Annotated in this window: 19 protein-coding genes; 4 read left to right on the forward strand and 15 right to left on the reverse strand. The window is 38.5% G+C overall.

Annotated elements, in window-relative coordinates:
- Nucleotides 1-5 precede the first annotated feature (5 nt).
- The 12 genes from topA to mraZ form a co-directional block, all read right to left on the reverse strand.
- Complete coding sequence (gene topA, locus ACT6XC_RS07265) at nt 6-2,141, reverse strand: type I DNA topoisomerase (RefSeq protein WP_443741323.1); 2,136 nt, start codon at nt 2,139-2,141, stop codon at nt 6-8.
- 14 nt (nt 2,142-2,155) lie between these two features.
- Nucleotides 2,156-3,193, reverse strand: coding sequence for a DNA-processing protein DprA (gene dprA / locus ACT6XC_RS07270; RefSeq protein WP_443741324.1), 1,038 nt, complete (start codon nt 3,191-3,193; stop codon nt 2,156-2,158).
- A complete protein-coding gene (locus ACT6XC_RS07275; protein WP_443741325.1) occupies nt 3,174-3,938 on the reverse strand; it encodes a tetratricopeptide repeat protein in 765 nt (254 codons plus the stop codon). The genes dprA and ACT6XC_RS07275 overlap by 20 nt, the downstream gene beginning before the upstream one ends.
- Nucleotides 3,939-3,942: 4 nt before the next feature.
- Nucleotides 3,943-4,848 carry a site-specific tyrosine recombinase gene (locus ACT6XC_RS07280; RefSeq protein ID WP_443741326.1) on the reverse strand — a complete coding sequence of 302 codons (906 nt, stop codon included), beginning with the start codon at nt 4,846-4,848 and terminating at the stop codon, nt 3,943-3,945.
- 3 nt (nt 4,849-4,851) lie between these two features.
- Nucleotides 4,852-6,228, reverse strand: coding sequence for a cell division protein FtsZ (gene ftsZ / locus ACT6XC_RS07285; protein ID WP_443737567.1), 1,377 nt, complete (start codon nt 6,226-6,228; stop codon nt 4,852-4,854).
- A 127-nt stretch (nt 6,229-6,355) separates the two neighbouring features.
- Entirely contained in the window at nt 6,356-7,606 is a 1,251-nt protein-coding gene (gene ftsA / locus ACT6XC_RS07290) for a cell division protein FtsA (RefSeq protein WP_443741327.1), read from the reverse strand.
- Between the two features lie 175 nt (nt 7,607-7,781).
- On the reverse strand, nt 7,782-8,603 hold the full coding sequence (locus ACT6XC_RS07295) for a cell division protein FtsQ/DivIB (protein ID WP_443737570.1): 822 nt from the start codon (nt 8,601-8,603) through the stop codon (nt 7,782-7,784).
- Nucleotides 8,600-9,766: an FtsW/RodA/SpoVE family cell cycle protein gene (locus ACT6XC_RS07300; protein ID WP_443741328.1), complete on the reverse strand. Its 1,167-nt coding sequence runs from the start codon at nt 9,764-9,766 to the stop codon at nt 8,600-8,602. The genes ACT6XC_RS07295 and ACT6XC_RS07300 overlap by 4 nt, the downstream gene beginning before the upstream one ends.
- Nucleotides 9,759-11,228 carry a UDP-N-acetylmuramoyl-tripeptide--D-alanyl-D-alanine ligase gene (locus ACT6XC_RS07305; RefSeq protein WP_443737572.1) on the reverse strand — a complete coding sequence of 490 codons (1,470 nt, stop codon included), beginning with the start codon at nt 11,226-11,228 and terminating at the stop codon, nt 9,759-9,761. Before ACT6XC_RS07305 ends, ACT6XC_RS07300 begins: the two co-directional genes overlap by 8 nt.
- A gap of 18 nt (nt 11,229-11,246) precedes the next feature.
- Nucleotides 11,247-11,540 carry a cell division protein FtsL gene (ftsL, locus tag ACT6XC_RS07310; RefSeq protein WP_288515797.1) on the reverse strand — a complete coding sequence of 98 codons (294 nt, stop codon included), beginning with the start codon at nt 11,538-11,540 and terminating at the stop codon, nt 11,247-11,249.
- Nucleotides 11,540-12,532 carry a 16S rRNA (cytosine(1402)-N(4))-methyltransferase RsmH gene (rsmH, locus tag ACT6XC_RS07315; protein ID WP_443741329.1) on the reverse strand — a complete coding sequence of 331 codons (993 nt, stop codon included), beginning with the start codon at nt 12,530-12,532 and terminating at the stop codon, nt 11,540-11,542. Before rsmH ends, ftsL begins: the two co-directional genes overlap by 1 nt.
- A 78-nt stretch (nt 12,533-12,610) precedes the next feature.
- Nucleotides 12,611-13,057 (reverse strand): division/cell wall cluster transcriptional repressor MraZ, encoded by a 447-nt coding sequence (gene mraZ, locus ACT6XC_RS07320; RefSeq protein ID WP_443741333.1) that lies wholly within the window; start codon nt 13,055-13,057, stop codon nt 12,611-12,613.
- 166 nt (nt 13,058-13,223) lie between these two features.
- Between mraZ and ACT6XC_RS07325 the strand changes: the two genes are divergently transcribed.
- Nucleotides 13,224-13,973 (forward strand): hypothetical protein, encoded by a 750-nt coding sequence (locus tag ACT6XC_RS07325; protein WP_443741330.1) that lies wholly within the window; start codon nt 13,224-13,226, stop codon nt 13,971-13,973.
- A 205-nt stretch (nt 13,974-14,178) separates the two neighbouring features.
- On the opposite strand, the gene ACT6XC_RS07330 is transcribed toward ACT6XC_RS07325, so the two are convergent.
- The gene (locus tag ACT6XC_RS07330; protein WP_443737575.1) at nt 14,179-14,892 is read right to left on the reverse strand and encodes a flagellar filament outer layer protein FlaA; all 714 of its coding nucleotides are present in this window, start codon (nt 14,890-14,892) and stop codon (nt 14,179-14,181) included.
- Nucleotides 14,892-15,653 (reverse strand): flagellar filament outer layer protein FlaA, encoded by a 762-nt coding sequence (locus ACT6XC_RS07335; RefSeq protein WP_288515794.1) that lies wholly within the window; start codon nt 15,651-15,653, stop codon nt 14,892-14,894. The genes ACT6XC_RS07330 and ACT6XC_RS07335 overlap by 1 nt, the downstream gene beginning before the upstream one ends.
- 252 nt (nt 15,654-15,905) lie before the next feature.
- Here ACT6XC_RS07335 and ACT6XC_RS07340 point away from each other — a divergent pair, with 252 nt between their 5' ends.
- Nucleotides 15,906-16,904, forward strand: coding sequence for a class II fructose-bisphosphate aldolase (locus ACT6XC_RS07340; RefSeq protein WP_443737576.1), 999 nt, complete (start codon nt 15,906-15,908; stop codon nt 16,902-16,904).
- Between the two features lie 191 nt (nt 16,905-17,095).
- On the opposite strand, the gene ACT6XC_RS07345 is transcribed toward ACT6XC_RS07340, so the two are convergent.
- Nucleotides 17,096-17,734: a hypothetical protein gene (locus tag ACT6XC_RS07345; RefSeq protein ID WP_443741331.1), complete on the reverse strand. Its 639-nt coding sequence runs from the start codon at nt 17,732-17,734 to the stop codon at nt 17,096-17,098.
- A 149-nt stretch (nt 17,735-17,883) separates the two neighbouring features.
- Between ACT6XC_RS07345 and infC the strand changes: the two genes are divergently transcribed.
- Nucleotides 17,884-18,411: a translation initiation factor IF-3 gene (infC, locus tag ACT6XC_RS07350; protein ID WP_078930222.1), complete on the forward strand. Its 528-nt coding sequence runs from the start codon at nt 17,884-17,886 to the stop codon at nt 18,409-18,411.
- A 19-nt stretch (nt 18,412-18,430) separates the two neighbouring features.
- On the forward strand, nt 18,431-18,626 hold a 196-nt coding region (gene rpmI / locus ACT6XC_RS07355; RefSeq protein WP_443741332.1), incomplete at its 3' end, for a 50S ribosomal protein L35.

Below are 18,626 nucleotides of genomic sequence, written 5' to 3' on the forward strand. Positions count from 1 at the left end.
TTACCTCAAACTTCAGAAGGAACAGGAGCTGGCATTTCTTCTTCTCCAGCAGAGTGCAGATAATCACAATCAGGATTTATACAGGATTTGTAAGTTCCGTTCTTTTTGTCAAATTTTTCAACCATAAACCATCCGCACTTAGGACAGGTTGCGTCGATAGGTTTAAAATGACTGATAAATGAACATTTTGGATAATTTGTACATCCGTAGAAAGATTTTCCTCTTCCTTTTGATTTTCGTTCAACAATGTCGCCGTTGCAACCTTTTATCGGACATTTTGCAAGCGGAATAGACTTTGTATTGTGACATTCTGGAAATCCTGAACAGGCAAGGAAAAAGCCAAATCTGCCGAGTTTTTTTACCATCGGCTTGCCGCATTTTTCGCAGACTAAATCAGTTTTTTCATCCAAAAATCCCTTTATGCTTTCTGTATTATGTTCAACTTCTTCAACACGTTTTTTAAAAGGTCCATAAAAGTCGCGAATCATATCGTTCCATACGACCTTGTCCTGTTCAACTGCATCAAGTTCGTTTTCAACTTCCGCCGTAAATTTTTCGTTTATAACGTCAGGAAACGATTCTACAAGAATTTTTGAAATCATTTTTCCGAGAACCGTCGGCATAAGCTGCCTGTTATTTCTTGTTACATAATAACGATCAAGCAAAACCGAAATAATCGGCGCATAAGTTGAAGGACGTCCAATTCCCTTCTCTTCGAGCATTTTTACGATTGAAGCGTCCGTATAGCGTGCAGGTCCAGAAGTAAAGTGCTGTTCGGGATAGAACTTATGAGCGCTATCCAAAACCTCACCTTCTTTTAAAGCTGGAATATTTCCTGTAACTTCTTCTTTTGAAGAAAGAACTTTCATTACGCTGTAAAAACCTTTTTCAATAAGTTTTGAAGCGCTTACACGGAAAAGAGCCTCTCCAGCTTCAATATCAACGCTTGTCGTCCGAGTTTTTGCATTGTTCATCTGGCTTGAAAAAAATCTTTCCCAAATAATTGAATAAAGCCGCAACTGGTCGCGAGTAAGATATTCTTTTACGCTGTCAGGAGTGTAATCAATATAAGTCGGGCGAATACATTCATGCGCATCCTGAGCACTTTTTCCAACTGCATAATGAATCGGCTCTGCAGGAAGTTGGTCAGGGAAATTTTTGCCAATCCATTTGCGGACATCATCGAGAGCGCTCTGTGCAATTCTGACAGAATCTGTACGCATATAAGTAATAAGACCGACACGGCTGCTTCCAATCTGAATTCCTTCATAAAGCTGCTGTGCAACCTGCATGGTCTTTCTTGAAGTAAACCCTAGTCTGTTTGCAGCATCTTGCTGAAGTTTACTCGTCGTATAAGGCGCTTTTGGGCGAACTGTTTTGTCAGTACTTTTTATTTCCTTTACTTTACATTCGGAATTTTTTATTTCTTCGATGATTTTATTGACTTCAGCTTCGTTTTTTAATTCAGGTTTTGCCCCCTTATATTTTACGAGTTGAGCCGTAAACTGGGTTTTACCTTTTATAAAATCCGCTTCCAAAGTCCAATATTCTTCAGGAATAAAATCTTCCACTTCTTTTTCGCGTTCGCAAATAAGGCGCAATGCAACCGACTGAACGCGGCCTGCAGAAAGTCCGTTTTTTACTTTTTCCCACAAAAGAGGACTCAAATTATAGCCTACAAGACGGTCAAGAACACGTCGGGCCTTTTGCGCGTTTACAAGGCTTTCATAAATACCACGAGGATTTTTTACCGCTTCGCGAATTGCATTTGGAGTAATTTCATTAAAAACAACACGTTTTATGTCCGCAGATGTTTTTTCTTTGATTGCATTGTTCAAATGCCAGGCAATTGCTTCTCCCTCACGGTCAGGATCGGATGCCAGAAAAACGTGACTGCTGTTTTTTGCATCTTTCTGCAATTCTTTTAAAAGTTTTGCACGTCCACGGACTGTTATATATTCAGGTTCAAAATTATTATCAATTTGGATTGCCATCCGGCTTTTCGGGAGATCTATAAGATGTCCCATGCTTGCTTTTACCGTATAGCCTGGCCCAAGATATTTTTCAATTGTTTTTGCTTTTGCAGGAGATTCTACAATTACCAGAGTTTTTTCTGCACTCTCTTTTTTCTTAGCTGCCATTTTTTACTCCAAATTCAATCAATAAACAGATCTAACTGTTCTTTTTCTTTTTTTAAGTTTATTCCGCAGAAATCTTCGTTTTTTAACGTAAAATATTCTGCGTAGTTTTTTACAACAGGCGCCCCTTCAGAAACGTATCTTTCCGGAGAATTCTGGCTTTTTACATAAGCCTTTTTTTGTCCGTTTTTTTCTCTTAAAGCCATCGCTGAAAGTTTTTGAGCGTTTATTGAGTCCAAAGCCTTTGCTTCCTGATTAAAACACGCTTCGTGAAAAAACACATACCTGTTATAATCAAGTGCAAGCCCCGCCGTAATCATAGCTCCGCTTCCAGCAGGAGCCTGAACCACCACAGTCACCGGACTCAAAGCGGCAATAATTCTGTTGCGTTGCACAAAACGAAAAGGCTGGGCAGGAGTTCCGGGCGTATATTCGCTCAAAATCAATCCGTCGTTTTCGACAATTTGAACGGCAGTTTTTGAGTGCCCAGCAGGAACAATTGAATCAATTCCACCAGGTAAAACAGCCACTGTTTTTGCAGATTTTCCAGCTAATGCTCCGCGATGACTTGCAATGTCAATTCCATAAGCAAGGCCAGAAATTACAGTTTCGCCATTATCTGACGCCTCTCTTGCAAAATCAAAAGCGGCATTTTTTCCAGTAAAAGTCGCTCTTCGAGTTCCTACCATCGAAACACAATTCGCTTTCAAACAATCCAAATTTCCACGATAAAAAATAACATAAGGAGAATCTTTCATTTCGGTCAGCAACGCTGGATAATCCGAATCTCCGAAAAAACTCCATCTTATGCCAAATTTCTGCATAAGGAAATTTGCGGTTTGTGCTTTTTTTAGAACTTTTTTTCCATCCCAGAAGGTTTTTATTAAATCCCTGTTTATAATAGAAGAAAGTTCTTTATTTGACATTAACGCAATGTCATTAAAACTGTCAAGTTTTTTTTGCAAAAGAGTCTTTTCTTTGAGCGTTAAAAAAGAGGCCTCGGAAAGAATCAGCCTCTTTATAATTTCGTTTTCGCTAATTTGCATACGAAGCATCAAGTGCAATTTTTTTATTTGCTTCTGCGCTCTTTTTTTTCTGTTCAGATTTTGTTACAGAAATTATTTTATCATAAAGCGAAACAGCACTATCGTACTGACCTTCAACATAATATGCCCTGGCAAGAACAAACATAATGTCTGTGTTTTTTGTTTCAACGCTGAGAGCAGTTTCAAGATAAGGAATTGCTTTTTCGCACTGATCAAGTTCAAAAACATAGAGAACGCCAAGACCGTAAAGTGAACGGACATAACGCGGTTCAATTTCAATCGCCCTTAAATAGGCACTTTCCGCAAGTTTTAAATAATTGAATTTTTCGGCAGAAGTTCCACCGCTCGCACTAAAATCCAGGGAAGCTTTTGCCATATAACCGGCGCAAACCCCGACATAATAAAAAAGATTTTGGTTTGCAGGATAATATTGAATTGCAGTTTGAAAAGTTTTTAAGGCTTCGCCGTACATTTTTGCATCAAGATAACGAGTTGCAAGCATTTTGTACCAGATTCCAATTTGAGAATTTGCAAGCTGAATATCGGTCACGCGGTCTTGATATTTCTTTATAGCATCTTTTAATTCAACCTCGGTCGTAGGAGAACCAACATTTTCTTCCATTTTTTGAAGACGGATTATTGTCTTGCTTGATTTTCCAGAACAGCCACAAAGAAGAAAGGTTGCTAAAAAAAAGGCAAAAACTGAATTCTTTAATTTTTTTTGTGAAGATTTTTTTAAGACGATTTTTATCATTTTCTTAATCCCCCTGATCTTCCGTTCTATGTCCCGGAAAAAACTTTTTATGAGCTTCTCTCAATTGAGAATTTTCAATATGCGTGTAAATTGTAGTCGTTGCAAGATCCGAGTGACCGAGCAATTCCTGCACAGAACGCAAATCCATTCCGCCAGCGAGCAAATGGGTTGCAAAACTGTGGCGCAAAGTATGAACTTTTGCATTTATTCCGCTTTTTGCTTCGTAAATTTGAAAATTCTTCCAAATTCCTTTTCTGCTCAAAGGCTTACCTTGATAATTTACAAAAACTTCATCAATTACTCTAGTATCAACCAGCAGTGGCCGAACTTCATTTAAATACGCTTCAAGGCGAATTTTTGCTGCTTCTCCAAACGGCACCATCCGCTCTTTATCACCTTTTCCATGAACAATCAAAACCATCTCTTTTAGATGAAGATTCTGTATTTTTAGTCCGACAGCTTCGCTAATCCGAAGTCCGCAACTGTAAATAAGTTCAAACAAGGCTCTGTCGCGAATTCCCAGCGGTTTAGAAAGGTCAATTGCATTCAACAAAGCATCAACCTGTTCAACACTCAAAACTTTCGGCAGAGAACGGCTCGGTTTTGGTCTGTCCAAAGGAAGCGCAAAATTCTCTTTCCAATAGTTTTTTCTCTTTAAAAAAGAACCAAAGAGCCGGAGCGCCGAAATATCTTTCGCAATTGTAAGTTCGTCCGTTCCTTCAGTTTTTCTCCAGACAAGATAATAAACCAAATTTTTTGTGGTTACAGAAGAAAGTTTTATTTTTTCTTTTGCCAGCCACCTAAAAAAAAGAATAACACATTCTGCGTAAGTTTTTGCTGTATTTTCGCTAAGCCGTTCAACAGTCCTTACATCAGTATAAAACTGTTGAACAAGCATTTTTACCGTCATTTTTTATTTTTTTGAAAGATCAATGAGTTTTGAATATTTTTTTCTCAAATATGTAGGCTGATTTATATCGTTTATATCAAAATTCGGCGGAGGAACAAGCCCAGACTGCATGCGGTTAGAAACATTTTCCCTTCTTTCTGCAAGATTATTTGCTGGCTTTGCGCCACCTGCAATTTTTGAAGCGGTGCTCTGTTCAACCACAGGAATTTCTTTTTTCTTTTCGGAAAACATCGAAACATCTTCAAAAGAACCACCGTTCAAAACGTTTATAAAATCGCCAAGACCGATTGTGTTTTTGTCGTTTTTTTGTTTTGCCGACGTCTGCACATTTTCTTCTGCTGCCGATTCTTCCTGGTTTTCTTCAAAAACTTCAGGAGAATTAAAACCTGTTGCAACGACAGTTACGCTGATTTTATCACCAAGCTCTGGTTCGGTATAAAGTCCCCACAAAACTTTTACATCTTTAGATGCGCTAGCCGTAATTCCTTTTACAATTTCATCACATTCATCAATACCAACGCTTTCATCACCACTGATTTTTACAAGAACATTTTTTGCTCCATCAATGTGAGTATCAGAAAGAAGTTTGTTATTGATTGCCATAGAAGCAGCATCGACAGCACGATTTTCGCCCTCTGCAACGCCAATTCCAAGAATAGCATCGCCCTGACCTTTCATTACGGTATTTACATCGTTAAAGTCGCGGTTTACAACGCCAGTTTTTGTAATTATATCAGAAATTCCCTGTACACCCTGACGCAAAATATCATCAATAATCTTAAATCCCTGCAAAACTGAAGGCTTTTTTTCCGGGCCTTCAAAAACGCGCTGGTTTGGAATAACAATCAAAGAATCAACTTCTGTGCGTAGTTTTTTTATACCTTCTTCTGCAAGTTCGCGGCGTGCCTCACCTTCAAAATCAAAAGGAGTCGTAACTACAGCGACAGTAAGGATTCCAAGTTCTTTTGCGAGTTTTGCAACGACAGGGGCAGATCCAGTTCCTGTTCCACCACCCATTCCTGCCGTAATAAAAACCATATTTGTTCCCTGCAGGAGTTTTTTTAGATTTTCAGATTCTTCTTTTGCGGCCTCTTCACCAATTTCTGGATGCATTCCCGCTCCAAGACCTCCAGTAATTTTTTTACCGATTTGAATTTTATAGTCGGCCTTAGAAACGGCAAGATGCTGCAAGTCTGTATTAAGCGCAATAAATTCAACACCTTGAATTCCAGCATCAATCATATTATTTACGGCATTTCCGCCACAGCCACCACAACCGATAACCTTAATTTTTGTAGGGTTTACAGGTTCGATTGTTTTTACTGAAAAATCAGGTTCTATTTTTTCCGATTTTTCCTCGTTTACGGCTAAAATATTCATTTTGTCCTCCCGCCCATATTTTTTAGCAAATCCCCATCTGCTTTTTTATAAACTCCAATTTTTAGATGTTCTGTCAGGACAAACATCGAGTTTCATCAAAACATTCTAAAACTTGACTTTTGACCTTCTAAAAGAACTTTTTGAAAAATTTCTGGATAAGTCCCATTTCATCCGAATGTTTTTCGTTCTGTCCTTTTTTATTTTTTTTGTTCGGGCTGTCTGGTCCACAAAACCCTTCAAAATAACCGTTTACAAGTCCAACAGCAGTTGCGAAATCAGGTCTTCTATATTCTCCCCGAATTCCGCCAAAATCTCCAGGAACCCCGATTCTAACGGCAGTTGTACCAAAAACGCTTTCGGCAAGCTGAACAACTCCAGGCATAAGCGCTCCGCCACCAGTCAAAATAATATTTCCAGACAACTGTAAATTTGCCCGGTCGATTATTTCGTCCCGAATCATTGTAAAAATTTCCTGCATTCGAGGCTCAATAATTTCGCAAATTTCTGAACGAGTACAAACTTCTGGCGGACGGCCACCAGCACCAGGAATTATAACCTCTCTTTCGCCTTCCATTGCTTCGAGCCAGCAGCATCCGTCTTCGATTTTAATTTTTTCGGCATTTGCGGCAGAAACGCCTTTTACGACAGCAATATCGTTCGTAACAAGGTTGCCTCCGACAGGAATCGAAACCGTACAGACAGGAGCATCTTTGTTTATAACGATTGCGTCCGTAGTTCCGCCACCCAAATCTATTATAATCGACCCCAAATCTCTTTCTTCAGGATCCATTACAGCGTGCATCGAAGCCAGGGTTTTCAGCATAATATTATCAAGCGAATAGCCTGCACGTTCAATACATTGAGTTATATTTGCAATTGCAGTTTTTGAAGTGGTAATTATCAAAACTTCTGCTTCAAGCCTGACAGCAAGATTTCCAAGAGGCTCTTTGCAAGGCAGATTTCCGTCAATAATAAAATTTTGAGGAATTACGTGAAGCATTTTTCTGTCATAAGGAATATTTATTGAATTTGAAGCGTCAATAACGTTCTTAATATCCTGTTTTGTAATTTCGCGCGCGCCTTTTCCATGAGAAGCAATCGGCAAAAATCCAGTTGAATTCTGACTTTCAACTTGCTGACCGCCAATTGCAGTCACACAAGAATAAACTTCGTATCCAGCCTTTTGCTCCGCTTCTTCAATACAACTTTTTATACATTCCATTGCACTTTCGCGATTTACGATTATACCATTTCGCAGACCAGCAGATGCTTTTTGAGCCGTACCGATAATTTCTATTTTGTTGTCTTCTGTAATTTCTCCAATTACAGTGCGCACATTGCTTGTGCCCAAATCAAGACCAACTATAATATTGCCCAAAATATGCTCCCATAAAAAGTCAAGATTAAAACTTCAGTTTTAGGATTGACTTTTTAAGTTGTTTCGCAACGAAGTGAGAAACAACCGATGATAAGAAAGTTTGCAACGCAAACTTTTAAAGATAAAAACAGACTCCATTTTCGGCTGTTTTTATCAAGCCTCCTAAAAACAACCGTTACTTAGAAGAACGGGAATGATAAGAAATTGAACCGTAACGCAAATCGATTACATCAACATCGCGATCCAAACCAGTCACAACGTCAAGAGTTACCATCATTTTTTGCAGAGTATCTTCGTCCAAAATGCGATCTGCAAGAACCCGAAGATGGGCTTTTAACGGAATCAAAACAAGTTCAAAATTGCCGTATTCTCGTGGAACAACATGAATTTCGGAAACCGCCGCAAAATATTTTTTGTTTACAGACTGAATTTTTGCAATCTGATCAATAAGCAAATGATATTTTGACGGAAGCCTCATTCCCTCGGGAATGTTTTCCACAGGAACTCCAGAAATAATCGGAATTGAACCGTCAACAGGAAGTTCGGCAGATTTTACAGGAAATAGTACTCCGTTTTTGTCGATTTGAACAGGCACAGTTCTGTCATTTTTATTCACAAAAGTAACTGCGACTGGCTCTCGCTCCTTTATTTTTATAAAAATTCTGTCAGGAAACCGCCGTTCAATTTCAACATCTTCGATTCCCGGAATACTTGCAATTATCGACTGAACCTGAATCTTATTGAACCGGATAAAATTTCTGTCGAGTTTTTCACCACAGGCATTTACAATTTCCTGACGCGTACAATTATTCAAGCCGTAAAAATTTATCTTTACATTGTTCAGACACGGAAAAACAAAAATATAAACGATTGCCTCCACAAAAAGCAAAACCAGAAGAATCGCAAACACAATCTTCAAAACTTTACCTTTCGTGTCTTTTTTCTTATGATCTTGAACCTTAAAATCCTCAAAAGAGGTTATCATTATCTCGCTCATCTTATCTCTTCTCCGTCAAAAACTTCAAATTCATTTTCTTCTTCAATTCTCGACGCATTTAGGATAAAACCACACATTGCAAGCGTAAAAATAATTGAAGAACCGCCAGAACTAAAAAACGGCAACGGAATTCCTGTAGAAGGCAAAACTCCGCCAGCGACGCCAATATTCACAAGCGACTGCAAGACAATCATCATTCCAAAGCCAAACGAAGAAATTGAAGCAAAATAATTTCCGCAGCACAAACTTATTTTTATAACCCGATAAGCAAAGGCCGAAAGAATTGCAATATAAACAGCAACTCCAAAAAGTCCCATGGCTTCCGCCCAGCCTGCAAAAATATAATCAGACTGAATTTCCGGAACTCCGCCCAATTTTGTCAAACCAGTTCCAATTCCCTGTCCAAAAAGTCCACCGTCAATAATTGCACGTTTTGCGCCGTTTACCTGCCAATTAAGCGTCTGCTCGTAACTGTCTGGCGCTAAAAAACCAACAATTCGGTTTACGCGGTATGGTTCAAGGAGAATAAAAAGCGCAAAAAAAGGAATAGCAAGTCCTGCAAGAGGAATAAACATCTTTAATTTAATGCCAGAAACAAAAAAAAGTAAAAGTCCTGAGCCAATTATAAAAATTCCAGTACTGAAATCCTGCTGAGCAAAAACAATTCCGCCAAAAACTACAAGCCCAATAACAGCTGGAAAATCCGATCTTTCTTCTTCGAGGGAATTACGCTGCTTGTCAAAAAGATTGGCTAAATACAAAACCATCGAAAATTTTATAGCTTCGGAAGGCTGAAAAGTCGAAAAATACGGAATTCTTATCCAACGACGGGCACCATTTCTTTCAACTCCAATTCCTGGAATAAAAGTCAAAACACACAGAAAAAGAGAACCCAAAACAATAAAAGGCAGTATTTTTCGAAGTTTTTTTATATCAATCACCGCAAAAAAAATCATAAAAAGAAGCCCTATAAAAGAACTTACAAGTTGTCTTTGAGTAGAATGAAACGGATTTTGATGAAACCGCAGGCCGTAAGTCATCGAACAAAAATAAAGCGTTACAATTCCAATTCCCCACAACAAAATAACAAGGATTAAAAAATGAGAATCGCTTTTTTTGTAAGTTGAACTCGGTTTTTCGGCAAAAAAATTAAAATTATGCATTTTCGGTTCCACCATCGTTTAAAAGCGGAACAAGACGTTCCAATGCAATTCCGTGACTTGCCTTCAGAAGAATAAAATCACCTTCAACCGCAAATTTTTTTATCATTTCAGCAATTTTCTGAATTGAATCTTCATCGCTGTGTTCAAAATATTCAAGGCGAAGATTTTCTGTCCTCTGTCCGCAATTTTTTGCACATTCAAACCCGCTGAGCATGTCTTTTCCCACAAAAACGATCATATCCGCTCCGCCTTTTACAGCTTCAAGACCAACTTTTTTGTGAGCTTCGCACGACTCCTGCCCAAGTTCAAGCATAGACCCGAGAACAAAAATCTTTTTTCCACTAAATTTTATGCTGCCAGCAAATTCCAAAGCCTTTTCCATAGAATCTGGATTTGCGTTGTAACAATCTTCAAGAATTTTATATTTTCCCTTTAAAATACGACTTCTGCCATTTAAAGGCTTTACTTTTTCAATTCCATTTTTAATCTGCCGGCTAGAAAGTCCGAGAGCGCGACCAATTTCAACTGCGGCAAGAGCATTTAAATAATTGTAGCTTCCAGGAATTGCAAGATGAACCGTTTCATCATCCAACTTAAAACTCGTTCCGTCAATTCCATCATCGCTTAAAAATTCAATTCCGTTGTTTTTTACATTTTTTCCATAAAAAACAACATTTCCTTTTACGCCCTCTGCCAAAAATTTAGAAAAATCATCACTTTCCGGAATCAAGGCAGTTCCATCTTCCTTTAAGAAATTAAAAATTTTCTTTTTTTCTTCCGCAATTTTCTGACGACTTCCAAGTTTTCCAATGTGAGCCGTTCCAATATTCGTAATTGCACAAAATTGTGGCTTAAAAATTTCGGCAAGTTCACCGATTTCGCCCTCACGGTTCATTCCCATTTCGAGAAGTGCAACCTGATTTTCGCTTCGAATTTCAAAACAGCTCAAAGGAAGACCAGTTTCGCTATTAAAATTTCCTTTATTACAGACAACATTATATTTTTCGCTCAAAACAGACGCTGCAATTTCTTTAGTCGTAGTTTTTCCACTAGAACCTGTTACAGACACGCGGATCAAGTCTGGAAATTTTTCAACATAGCGTTTGGCAGCTTTTTGAAGCGCATAAAGGGTATTTTCAACAAGAATGAATGCAGTTTTCGGGTTGTTTTCTGCCATTTTTTTGAATTCTTCAGAAGATTTTTCAAAAGCACATCGCGCAACAAAAACAACAGACGCGCCCTTTTCCAAAGCCTGAGGAATATATTTATGTCCATCCTGAAATTCTCCAATTAAGGGCACAAAAAGCGAACCAGGAACGACACTGCGACTGTCAGTCACAACGAATTTAAAAGAAAAAAGAGAAGAATCAAAATTGCCAACAACGCTTCCATAAACAGCTTCAAGAAGTTCATTCAGCGTCAAAAGAGATGTATTTGTTTTTTCAGCAGCAAGATTCTTCATTTTAAGTTACCTTAAATTTTAATTTTCCCCTTTAATCTCAACCCGAACAATATCTTCGGTGTTGGCTTTTCGCATTCCAAGTTCTCCTTCAGCAATTTTTTCAATTCTTTCAGAACTCGAAAGCACACTTATATCAGAAATCAATTTTCTGTTCTGTTCAACAAGCTCGACCTGTTTTTTTTCCAAAGATTTTATCTCTGCGCGCAGTTTCTTATAGCGATAAGACTGAAACGCCTGAAAAACCAGCAAAACAGGAATCAAAAAAGTTGCAAGGCAGGCAAAAAAATATGATTTAAAAAATTTTCTTTTCATCACATAGCCTCTTCTTCGATTGCCATAAAATGCTGAACGCTCGCATCATGGATTTTCCTTACAACACGGAGTTTTGCGCTTCTGCTCGGAGAATTCGTCTTTACTTCCTGGGCAGTCGGCTCAACAGGTTTTCTGGTTAAAATTTCAGCGCAGGCAGAACCACCGCAAGTACAGACAGCCTGTTCCGGAGGACAAACACACTGTTTTCCTAAATTTCTAAAATAATTTTTTACAATGCGGTCTTCTAGAGAATGAAAAGTAATCACGCCCATTTTTCCACCGTCTTTTAAAACATTGAACGCACTGTGCAAAGCGTTTGGCAGACGGCGCAATTCACTATTTACAGCAATTCGCAAAGCCTGAAAAGTTCTTGTCGCTGGATGAATCTGGCCGTAACGATAGTTTGCAGGAACCGCATTCCAGATAATTTCAGCAAGAGCTTTTGAAGAATTGATTTTTCCACCCATTCTAGCTTCAACAATCGCCTTTGCAATTCTTCGGCTCATTTTTTCGTCGCTGTACAAATAAATCATATTTGCAAGTTCATCTTCTTTCCAGGAATTTACGATATCACCTGCACTTTCCCCTTCAGAAGCATTAAGCCTCATATCCAAAGGTTCATCATGCCGAAAAGAAAATCCCCTCCCACTCTTTTCGTAATGATAAACACTTATGCCCAAATCAAAGAGAATTAAATCCGGTCTTTCGCTAGACATATCATAATTCTCATAAAAATCATTAAACCATCCGTTAAAAAAATTCATTCTTTCGCCAAACAAAGAAAGTCTTTCTCGCGCTCTAGCCTGAATATTTTTATCAGCATCAAGTCCAATGATATGAAGTCCAGGAAATTTAGAAAGAAAAGCAAAAGAATGTCCACCTTCTCCCAAAGTTGAGTCAATCATTAAAGCATTTTTCTCAAAAAGTTCTCCAACAGGACTTAAATAATCCAAGCATTCCTGCAAAAGAACTGGAGTATGAACAATTTCCAATTTAAAACCCCCGCAAACTTCAAGAAAAAACTGCACAGACAAAAAAAATCCGACACACAGCAGTTTTTTCAATAAAATTTACAAATTTATAGTACTGAGTGCCTCTGCAGCGTCTTTTAAATCCTGCTCATTTTCTTCAAGATAAGATTTATAAGATTCACTGTCCCAAAGTTCCATATACCTGTTAATTCCAAGAATTATGCAATCTTTAGACAGTCCTGCATACTCACGCAAACTCTGCGGGATAGAAAGCCGTCCAGCTTTATCAAGTTCAACTTCTTGAGCTGGAGCAATAAGACTACGAAGAACAAGACGATTTTGCTTGCTGAAAGGAGAAGCCGTTTCCATAATTTTAGAAGAAAGAACCTTCCATTCTTCCAGCGTATAAAGCCATAAACAGCGGTCAAACGACTGCGTAACGATGAGGATATTTTTTTCTGATTCACCGAACAACTCATTTCTAAGTTTTGCTGGAAAAAGAATTCTCCCTTTTTCATCCAGCGTGTTCCGGTACTCACCGGTCAGAAGTTCCACTTTTTTACCACTTTACTCCACTTTTTCCCACTTAAAATACATTTTAACCAATAAAATCATAAAGTCAACCACTTTTTAAGCCGATAAAATGAATATTTTACTGCTTAAAAAAAATTAAGCGACAGCAAAACAAAACAGCAAAACAAAAGCAATCAAAATGACCGTCATAAACACATACAACGAAAATTCCCTGCACCACACGCTAAAAAACATCTACGCCCTTGAGTTCAACGGAAAAACCGAACAAAAATCCGGACGCTTCGTCTGCGACATAATCACCCAGGACAACGAGATAATCGAAATTCAAACCTCAAACATCTCCGCCCTAAAACGAAAAATCGAATATTTTCTAAACAAAAACACAAAAATAAGAATCGTCCATCCGCTAATCGAGGAAAAAATCATAAAAACTTTTTCTCAAGACGACATTCTCCTTTCAAAAAGAAAAAGCCCGTCAAAACAAACCGTCTACACCGCACTCCGCTCTCTTACAGGAATTTACAGTTTTTTAGGAAACAAAAATCTTTCTATAGAATTTTTAAACGTAAAAATTACAGAAATCCGCCGTCAAACAGAACAAAACGTCCAAAACAAGACAAAAAGCCGCCGGCACCTAAAAAATTATCTTGTGACCGACAAAATTCTCGAAACAATCAATTCAAAACAAATTTTCTGCACAAAAGAAGACTGGAAAAACCTGCTTCCGTTGTCACTTCCAGAATTTTTTACGCCACCAGAACTACAAAAATCTCTTTTAGAAAAAAACTGGCCAAAAAATTTTTCAAAAACAAACATCAAATCATGCGTAAAATACTATACGCTCTTAATCTGGCTCCTGAAAAAAATGCAGCTCATAAAAAAAACAGATAAAAAGAAAGGAAAAAGTTGGATTTATAAAATCAATTAGGGCGTGCCGTTTTTTTGCAAAAAAAAACGTCGGGTCAAACGTGGCTACAGCGTCTTCGCGCTTTCGGTGCCCTGCACCCGCTTTGCGGCCACTAATGCCCCTCACGCAAAAAAATGGGACCATCCAAAAGCCAATTCACCGTAATTCATACAAATCACTTGGAATAAAACTTTTAGGACAGTCCCTTTTTAAGAAAGCCTATCGACTACCAATCATCCATAATATCATCTTCATCACGGTTTTCAACGTCATAAAGATCAGTTACGGCATTCAAAGCATCAAAATAAACATAGTACTGACCGCGGGCAAGAGCCGGATCACAGTCAATTCTAAATCCAAGAATACGAAGTCCTGGTCTAATTCCATTGTAAGCGCTCTGCTGGATAATTCCATGCTCTCCATCCGGAGTCGGAGGAATTGCGACTGTCATCTTTCTCCAGCCGGAAAATGCAAGATTTCCCATGTAAAGTTCAAAGTTGTTTCCAAAATAATCCTGAACTAAAAGATAAAGGCTATGTCCCATATTGCGTCCTGCAACCCAAACAGAAACAGTCTTTGTAACACCTTCAATCGGGATTGGACGGGCAGAGCGGATAAAGAAGGAGTTTATACCGCGTCTGAAAAATTCAACTTTAACGCCCAAAACTTTTGAATCTTCCGCTTCCTCATCACCTTTTACAGGCTCTTTCATTGCAGGAGAACCGTCAAAAAGTCGGCTCGAAATTACACCAAAATCAGGAGAAATCGAAGCATTCCAAGAACCTTCAATTTCGAATTTGTCTACAGATATTTCACGGAGAGCCTGTTTTGCAGAATCTGCACCGATAATTGTCGGATCAGGATCTGAAAGGCTAGAATTCTGTGCAAAAGCAATACTTGCCGCTGCCAATGTAAAAATTACAGAAATTAACTTTTTCATTATTTTGCATCCTCACTGCTTGAGCTTGATGATGAATCACCAAAATCAATATCTTTAAGTTCATATCCATCAAAAATATTGCTCAAAGTATTTGTCGTATATTTAAGCTGATCGAAGAAGATATTAAAATCATCCACAAATTCATCTGGATCAGTGCGTACTCTAAAACCAACAAACATCATCGTATCAGGACCGCTACGAAGTCTTGAGTGCTGACGGATTGAAGTAGGAACGGTTACAATAACATTTTTCCAACCGTTAAATGCAAGGTTTCCAGCCGGAAGAGTATGAACGCGGCCATCAGAGTCACGAACAAGAATATCGATGTAATAAAGATAGTTTGCGCCCCAAACCCAAAAATCTATCTGTGTACAAGTTCCAACAAAAGGAATTTCGTAAGGTTTTCCATCAACTTCAGGATAAACCTCAAACCAGTTTTCTCCCTTGCGTGCAAATTTAGTTTTTATACCGAGAACCTTAGGTTCAGCATTTTTATCTCTATTTAAAACTCTAAGAGAATTTGGTTGTCCAGGCACAAAATCTTTTTTCGGAAAACCTTCTTCAATGAAGCGACTTGTCTGAACACCCCAAGTCCACAACTCAGTACCAGCCATATTCTGGTATGCATTTTTTTCACCCTTATTGTCAAAATCATCAACAATAAAAGTTTCTACCGCCCTGCTGCTTGGCTGTGCAAATACCGGAGCACAGAATCCAAAAAGAAGAGCAAGACTAGTTAAAGCAACAACGCTTTTTTTCATCTAAAAACTCCTTCATGCGTATTACCTGATAATACGACAATTTAGTTATCGGCATTATTTTCTAAAATAATTATACAACATTTCAAATTATATTTTTCTCTCTGTCCTTTGTCAAACTCTTTTAGCATCATTTATTTTCTAAAAAGCAAAAACTTTACACAAATCTGCGCATTTTCTTCTTAACTTGATTTTTCGTTTCTGACGCTGCATAATAATAACAAGAGAACAACACCAATGGAGGCGTAAAAGTTTATGGTAAATTACAAAGATTTAGGACTAGTAAACACCCGCGATATTTTCGCGAAGGCAATAAAAGGCGGATATGCAATTCCTGCCTACAACTTCAACAACATGGAACAGATGCAGGCAATTATCCAGGCCTGCGTAGAAACAAAATCTCCTGTAATCCTTCAAGTTTCAAAAGGCGCCCGCCAATATGCAGACAAATTCATCCTCAGAAATCTTGCTCGTGGCGCAGTAGAATATGCTCATGAACTCGGTTGCGATATTCCAATCGTCCTTCACCTTGATCACGGTCCTAACTTTGAAGTAGCGAAAGACTGTATCGACAACGGTTTTTCTTCAGTTATGATTGACGGTTCTTCACTTCCATACGAAGAAAATATTGCTCTCACAAAACAGGTCGTTGACTACGCGCATAAATTCGACGTTACCGTAGAAGCAGAACTCGGTGTTCTTGCTGGAGTTGAAGACGAAGTAAGCGCTGCAGAAAGCCACTACACAAAACCAGAAGAAGTCGTAGACTTTACCCGCAAAACAGGCTGCGATTCCCTCGCAATTTCAATTGGAACCTCTCACGGTCGCTGTAAATTTACTCCAGAACAGTGTACCCGCAACGCCGACGGAATTTTAATTCCACCGCCACTCGCATTCGACGTTCTCGCAGAAATCGAAAAACAGCTTCCAGGATTCCCGATTGTACTGCACGGCTCATCTTCCGTACCAATTCAATATGTAAAAATGATTGAACAGTACGGCGGAAAAATTCCAGATTCAGTCGGAATTCCAGAAGAACAACTCAGAAAAGCAGCAAAATCAGCCGTTTGCAAAATCAATATCGACTCAGACGGCCGTCTTGCAATGACAGCACTTGTCCGCAAAGTTCTTGCAGAAAACCCAGGCGAATTCGATCCTAGAAAATACCTTGGACCTGCTCGTGACGAGCTCAAAAAAATGTACATGCATAAAAACATCGACGTTTTAGGCTCAGCAGGACACGCGCTCGACTAAAATTTGCCAGTTCTTAATAAAAAGGCTGTTCAAAGCAAATGCCAAAGCTTTTACAGGCACTGCTTTTGACAGCCTTTTATTTTTTCAGGCGCTAATTCTGCCGTCCAGCGTTTCTCCGTGGTTCGGTAACCCTCAGTCCTTCGGACCGGCTTTGCCACCACTACGGAACGGAGCGCATTTTTCTTAAAAAACTATTTTTTCAACTTAAAGCCAAATCTAAAAAGACACAAAACTGCAAAAACAACGCAGACAGAAATCCAGATCCACCAGTCAAAATCAAAATAATAAAAAGTCATAACAAGCGAAGCAAAAACAGATTCGGCCAGAATCAAAAAACCGTTAAGCACAAATTTTGCAGACTTACCTTTTAAATTCAAATAAAAAGCCTTGACGTCCGTCTCAAGCGCAAAAACCGCAAAGAAAAACATCACCGGCAAAACAAAAAGCATAAAGAACGAAAGTTCCGCATTTTTTGTAAAAATCCAAAACGGAACATAAACGCACAAAAAAGGAAGAAAAAAATACAAAAAGCCGTCGATTCTTACCTGCCATTCATCGTTCGACCACAAAATAAAAAAGACAAAAAACAGGGCGGGAATAAAAAAACTAAAAATCCACTGCAACAAAAAGAAAAACGCAGGGTCAGTTCCCTGATATTCAGGAACAAAAATACAGAATTCAAAAATTGCACAGAGCGCGCATCCGCTCAAAGCGCCAAAAAGCACAACTAAAAAACGACTTTTTAAGTATTCAAAACCTAATCTTTTATAATCAGAACATGCCTTAAAAAAAGTTATTATTGGAAACAATAAAAAAGAAAACAAATACATAGGTGTAATAAAAAATATCAGCAAAGTTCTATTTTTTCAATATATCGGATACAAAAACAGATAAAAAACAACTAGACAAAGAATCTCAGAATTTGCTATTATGTAAAGACTTATTGATACAAGTGTTTTGCAAAACACTAGGAGGAACGTTGGCAGACATTAAAGGTTTAAGAATCAATGAACAGATTCGTGTTCGTGAAGTTCGTTTGATTGATGGTGAAGGTGAAAAGAGTGAAGTAAAAATTATTTCAACTCGCGACGCACTGGAATTAGCAAAAGAGAGAAATCTCGACCTTGTTGAAGTGTCCCCTAACGCAAATCCACCGGTTTGCAAGATTCTTAACTTTGGTAAGTATCGGTACGAGCAGGAAAAAAGACTCCGTGATTCCCGCAAGAACCAAAAAGCCCTTAAGAATAAGGAAATCCGCATGCAGCCAAAAATCGGCGCAGGCGACCTTGACACCAAGGCAAAACACATTCAGGAATTCCTTGATGATGGTAACAAGGTAAAAGTAACGATCCGTTTCCGCGGACGTGAACTTGCCCACACAGAACTTGGATTTGATGTCCTGAAGGAAGTAGAAAAAAGACTTCGTGAAGGTTCATACGTAATCGAAAAGGCTCCGGCAATGGAAGGCCGTTTCATGTCTATGACCTTAAATTCGAAAGTCAAGTAAAGGAATGAGGTAAAGTAAAATGCCTAAGATGAAGACAAAGAAAGCCTCAGCTAAGAGATTCTCTCTTACTGGAACTGGCAAAGTAAAGTACAAGAAAATGAATCTTCGTCATATTTTGACTAAGAAATCACCAAAACGTAAGATGCACCTTCGTGGCGCTGGAATTCTTTCTGAAGATTCAGCAGCAAGAATCCGCAAACAGCAGCTTCCATACG

It is taken from the genome of Treponema berlinense, from assembly GCF_052273165.1.
Lineage (GTDB): Bacteria > Spirochaetota > Spirochaetia > Treponematales > Treponemataceae > Treponema_D > Treponema_D berlinense_A.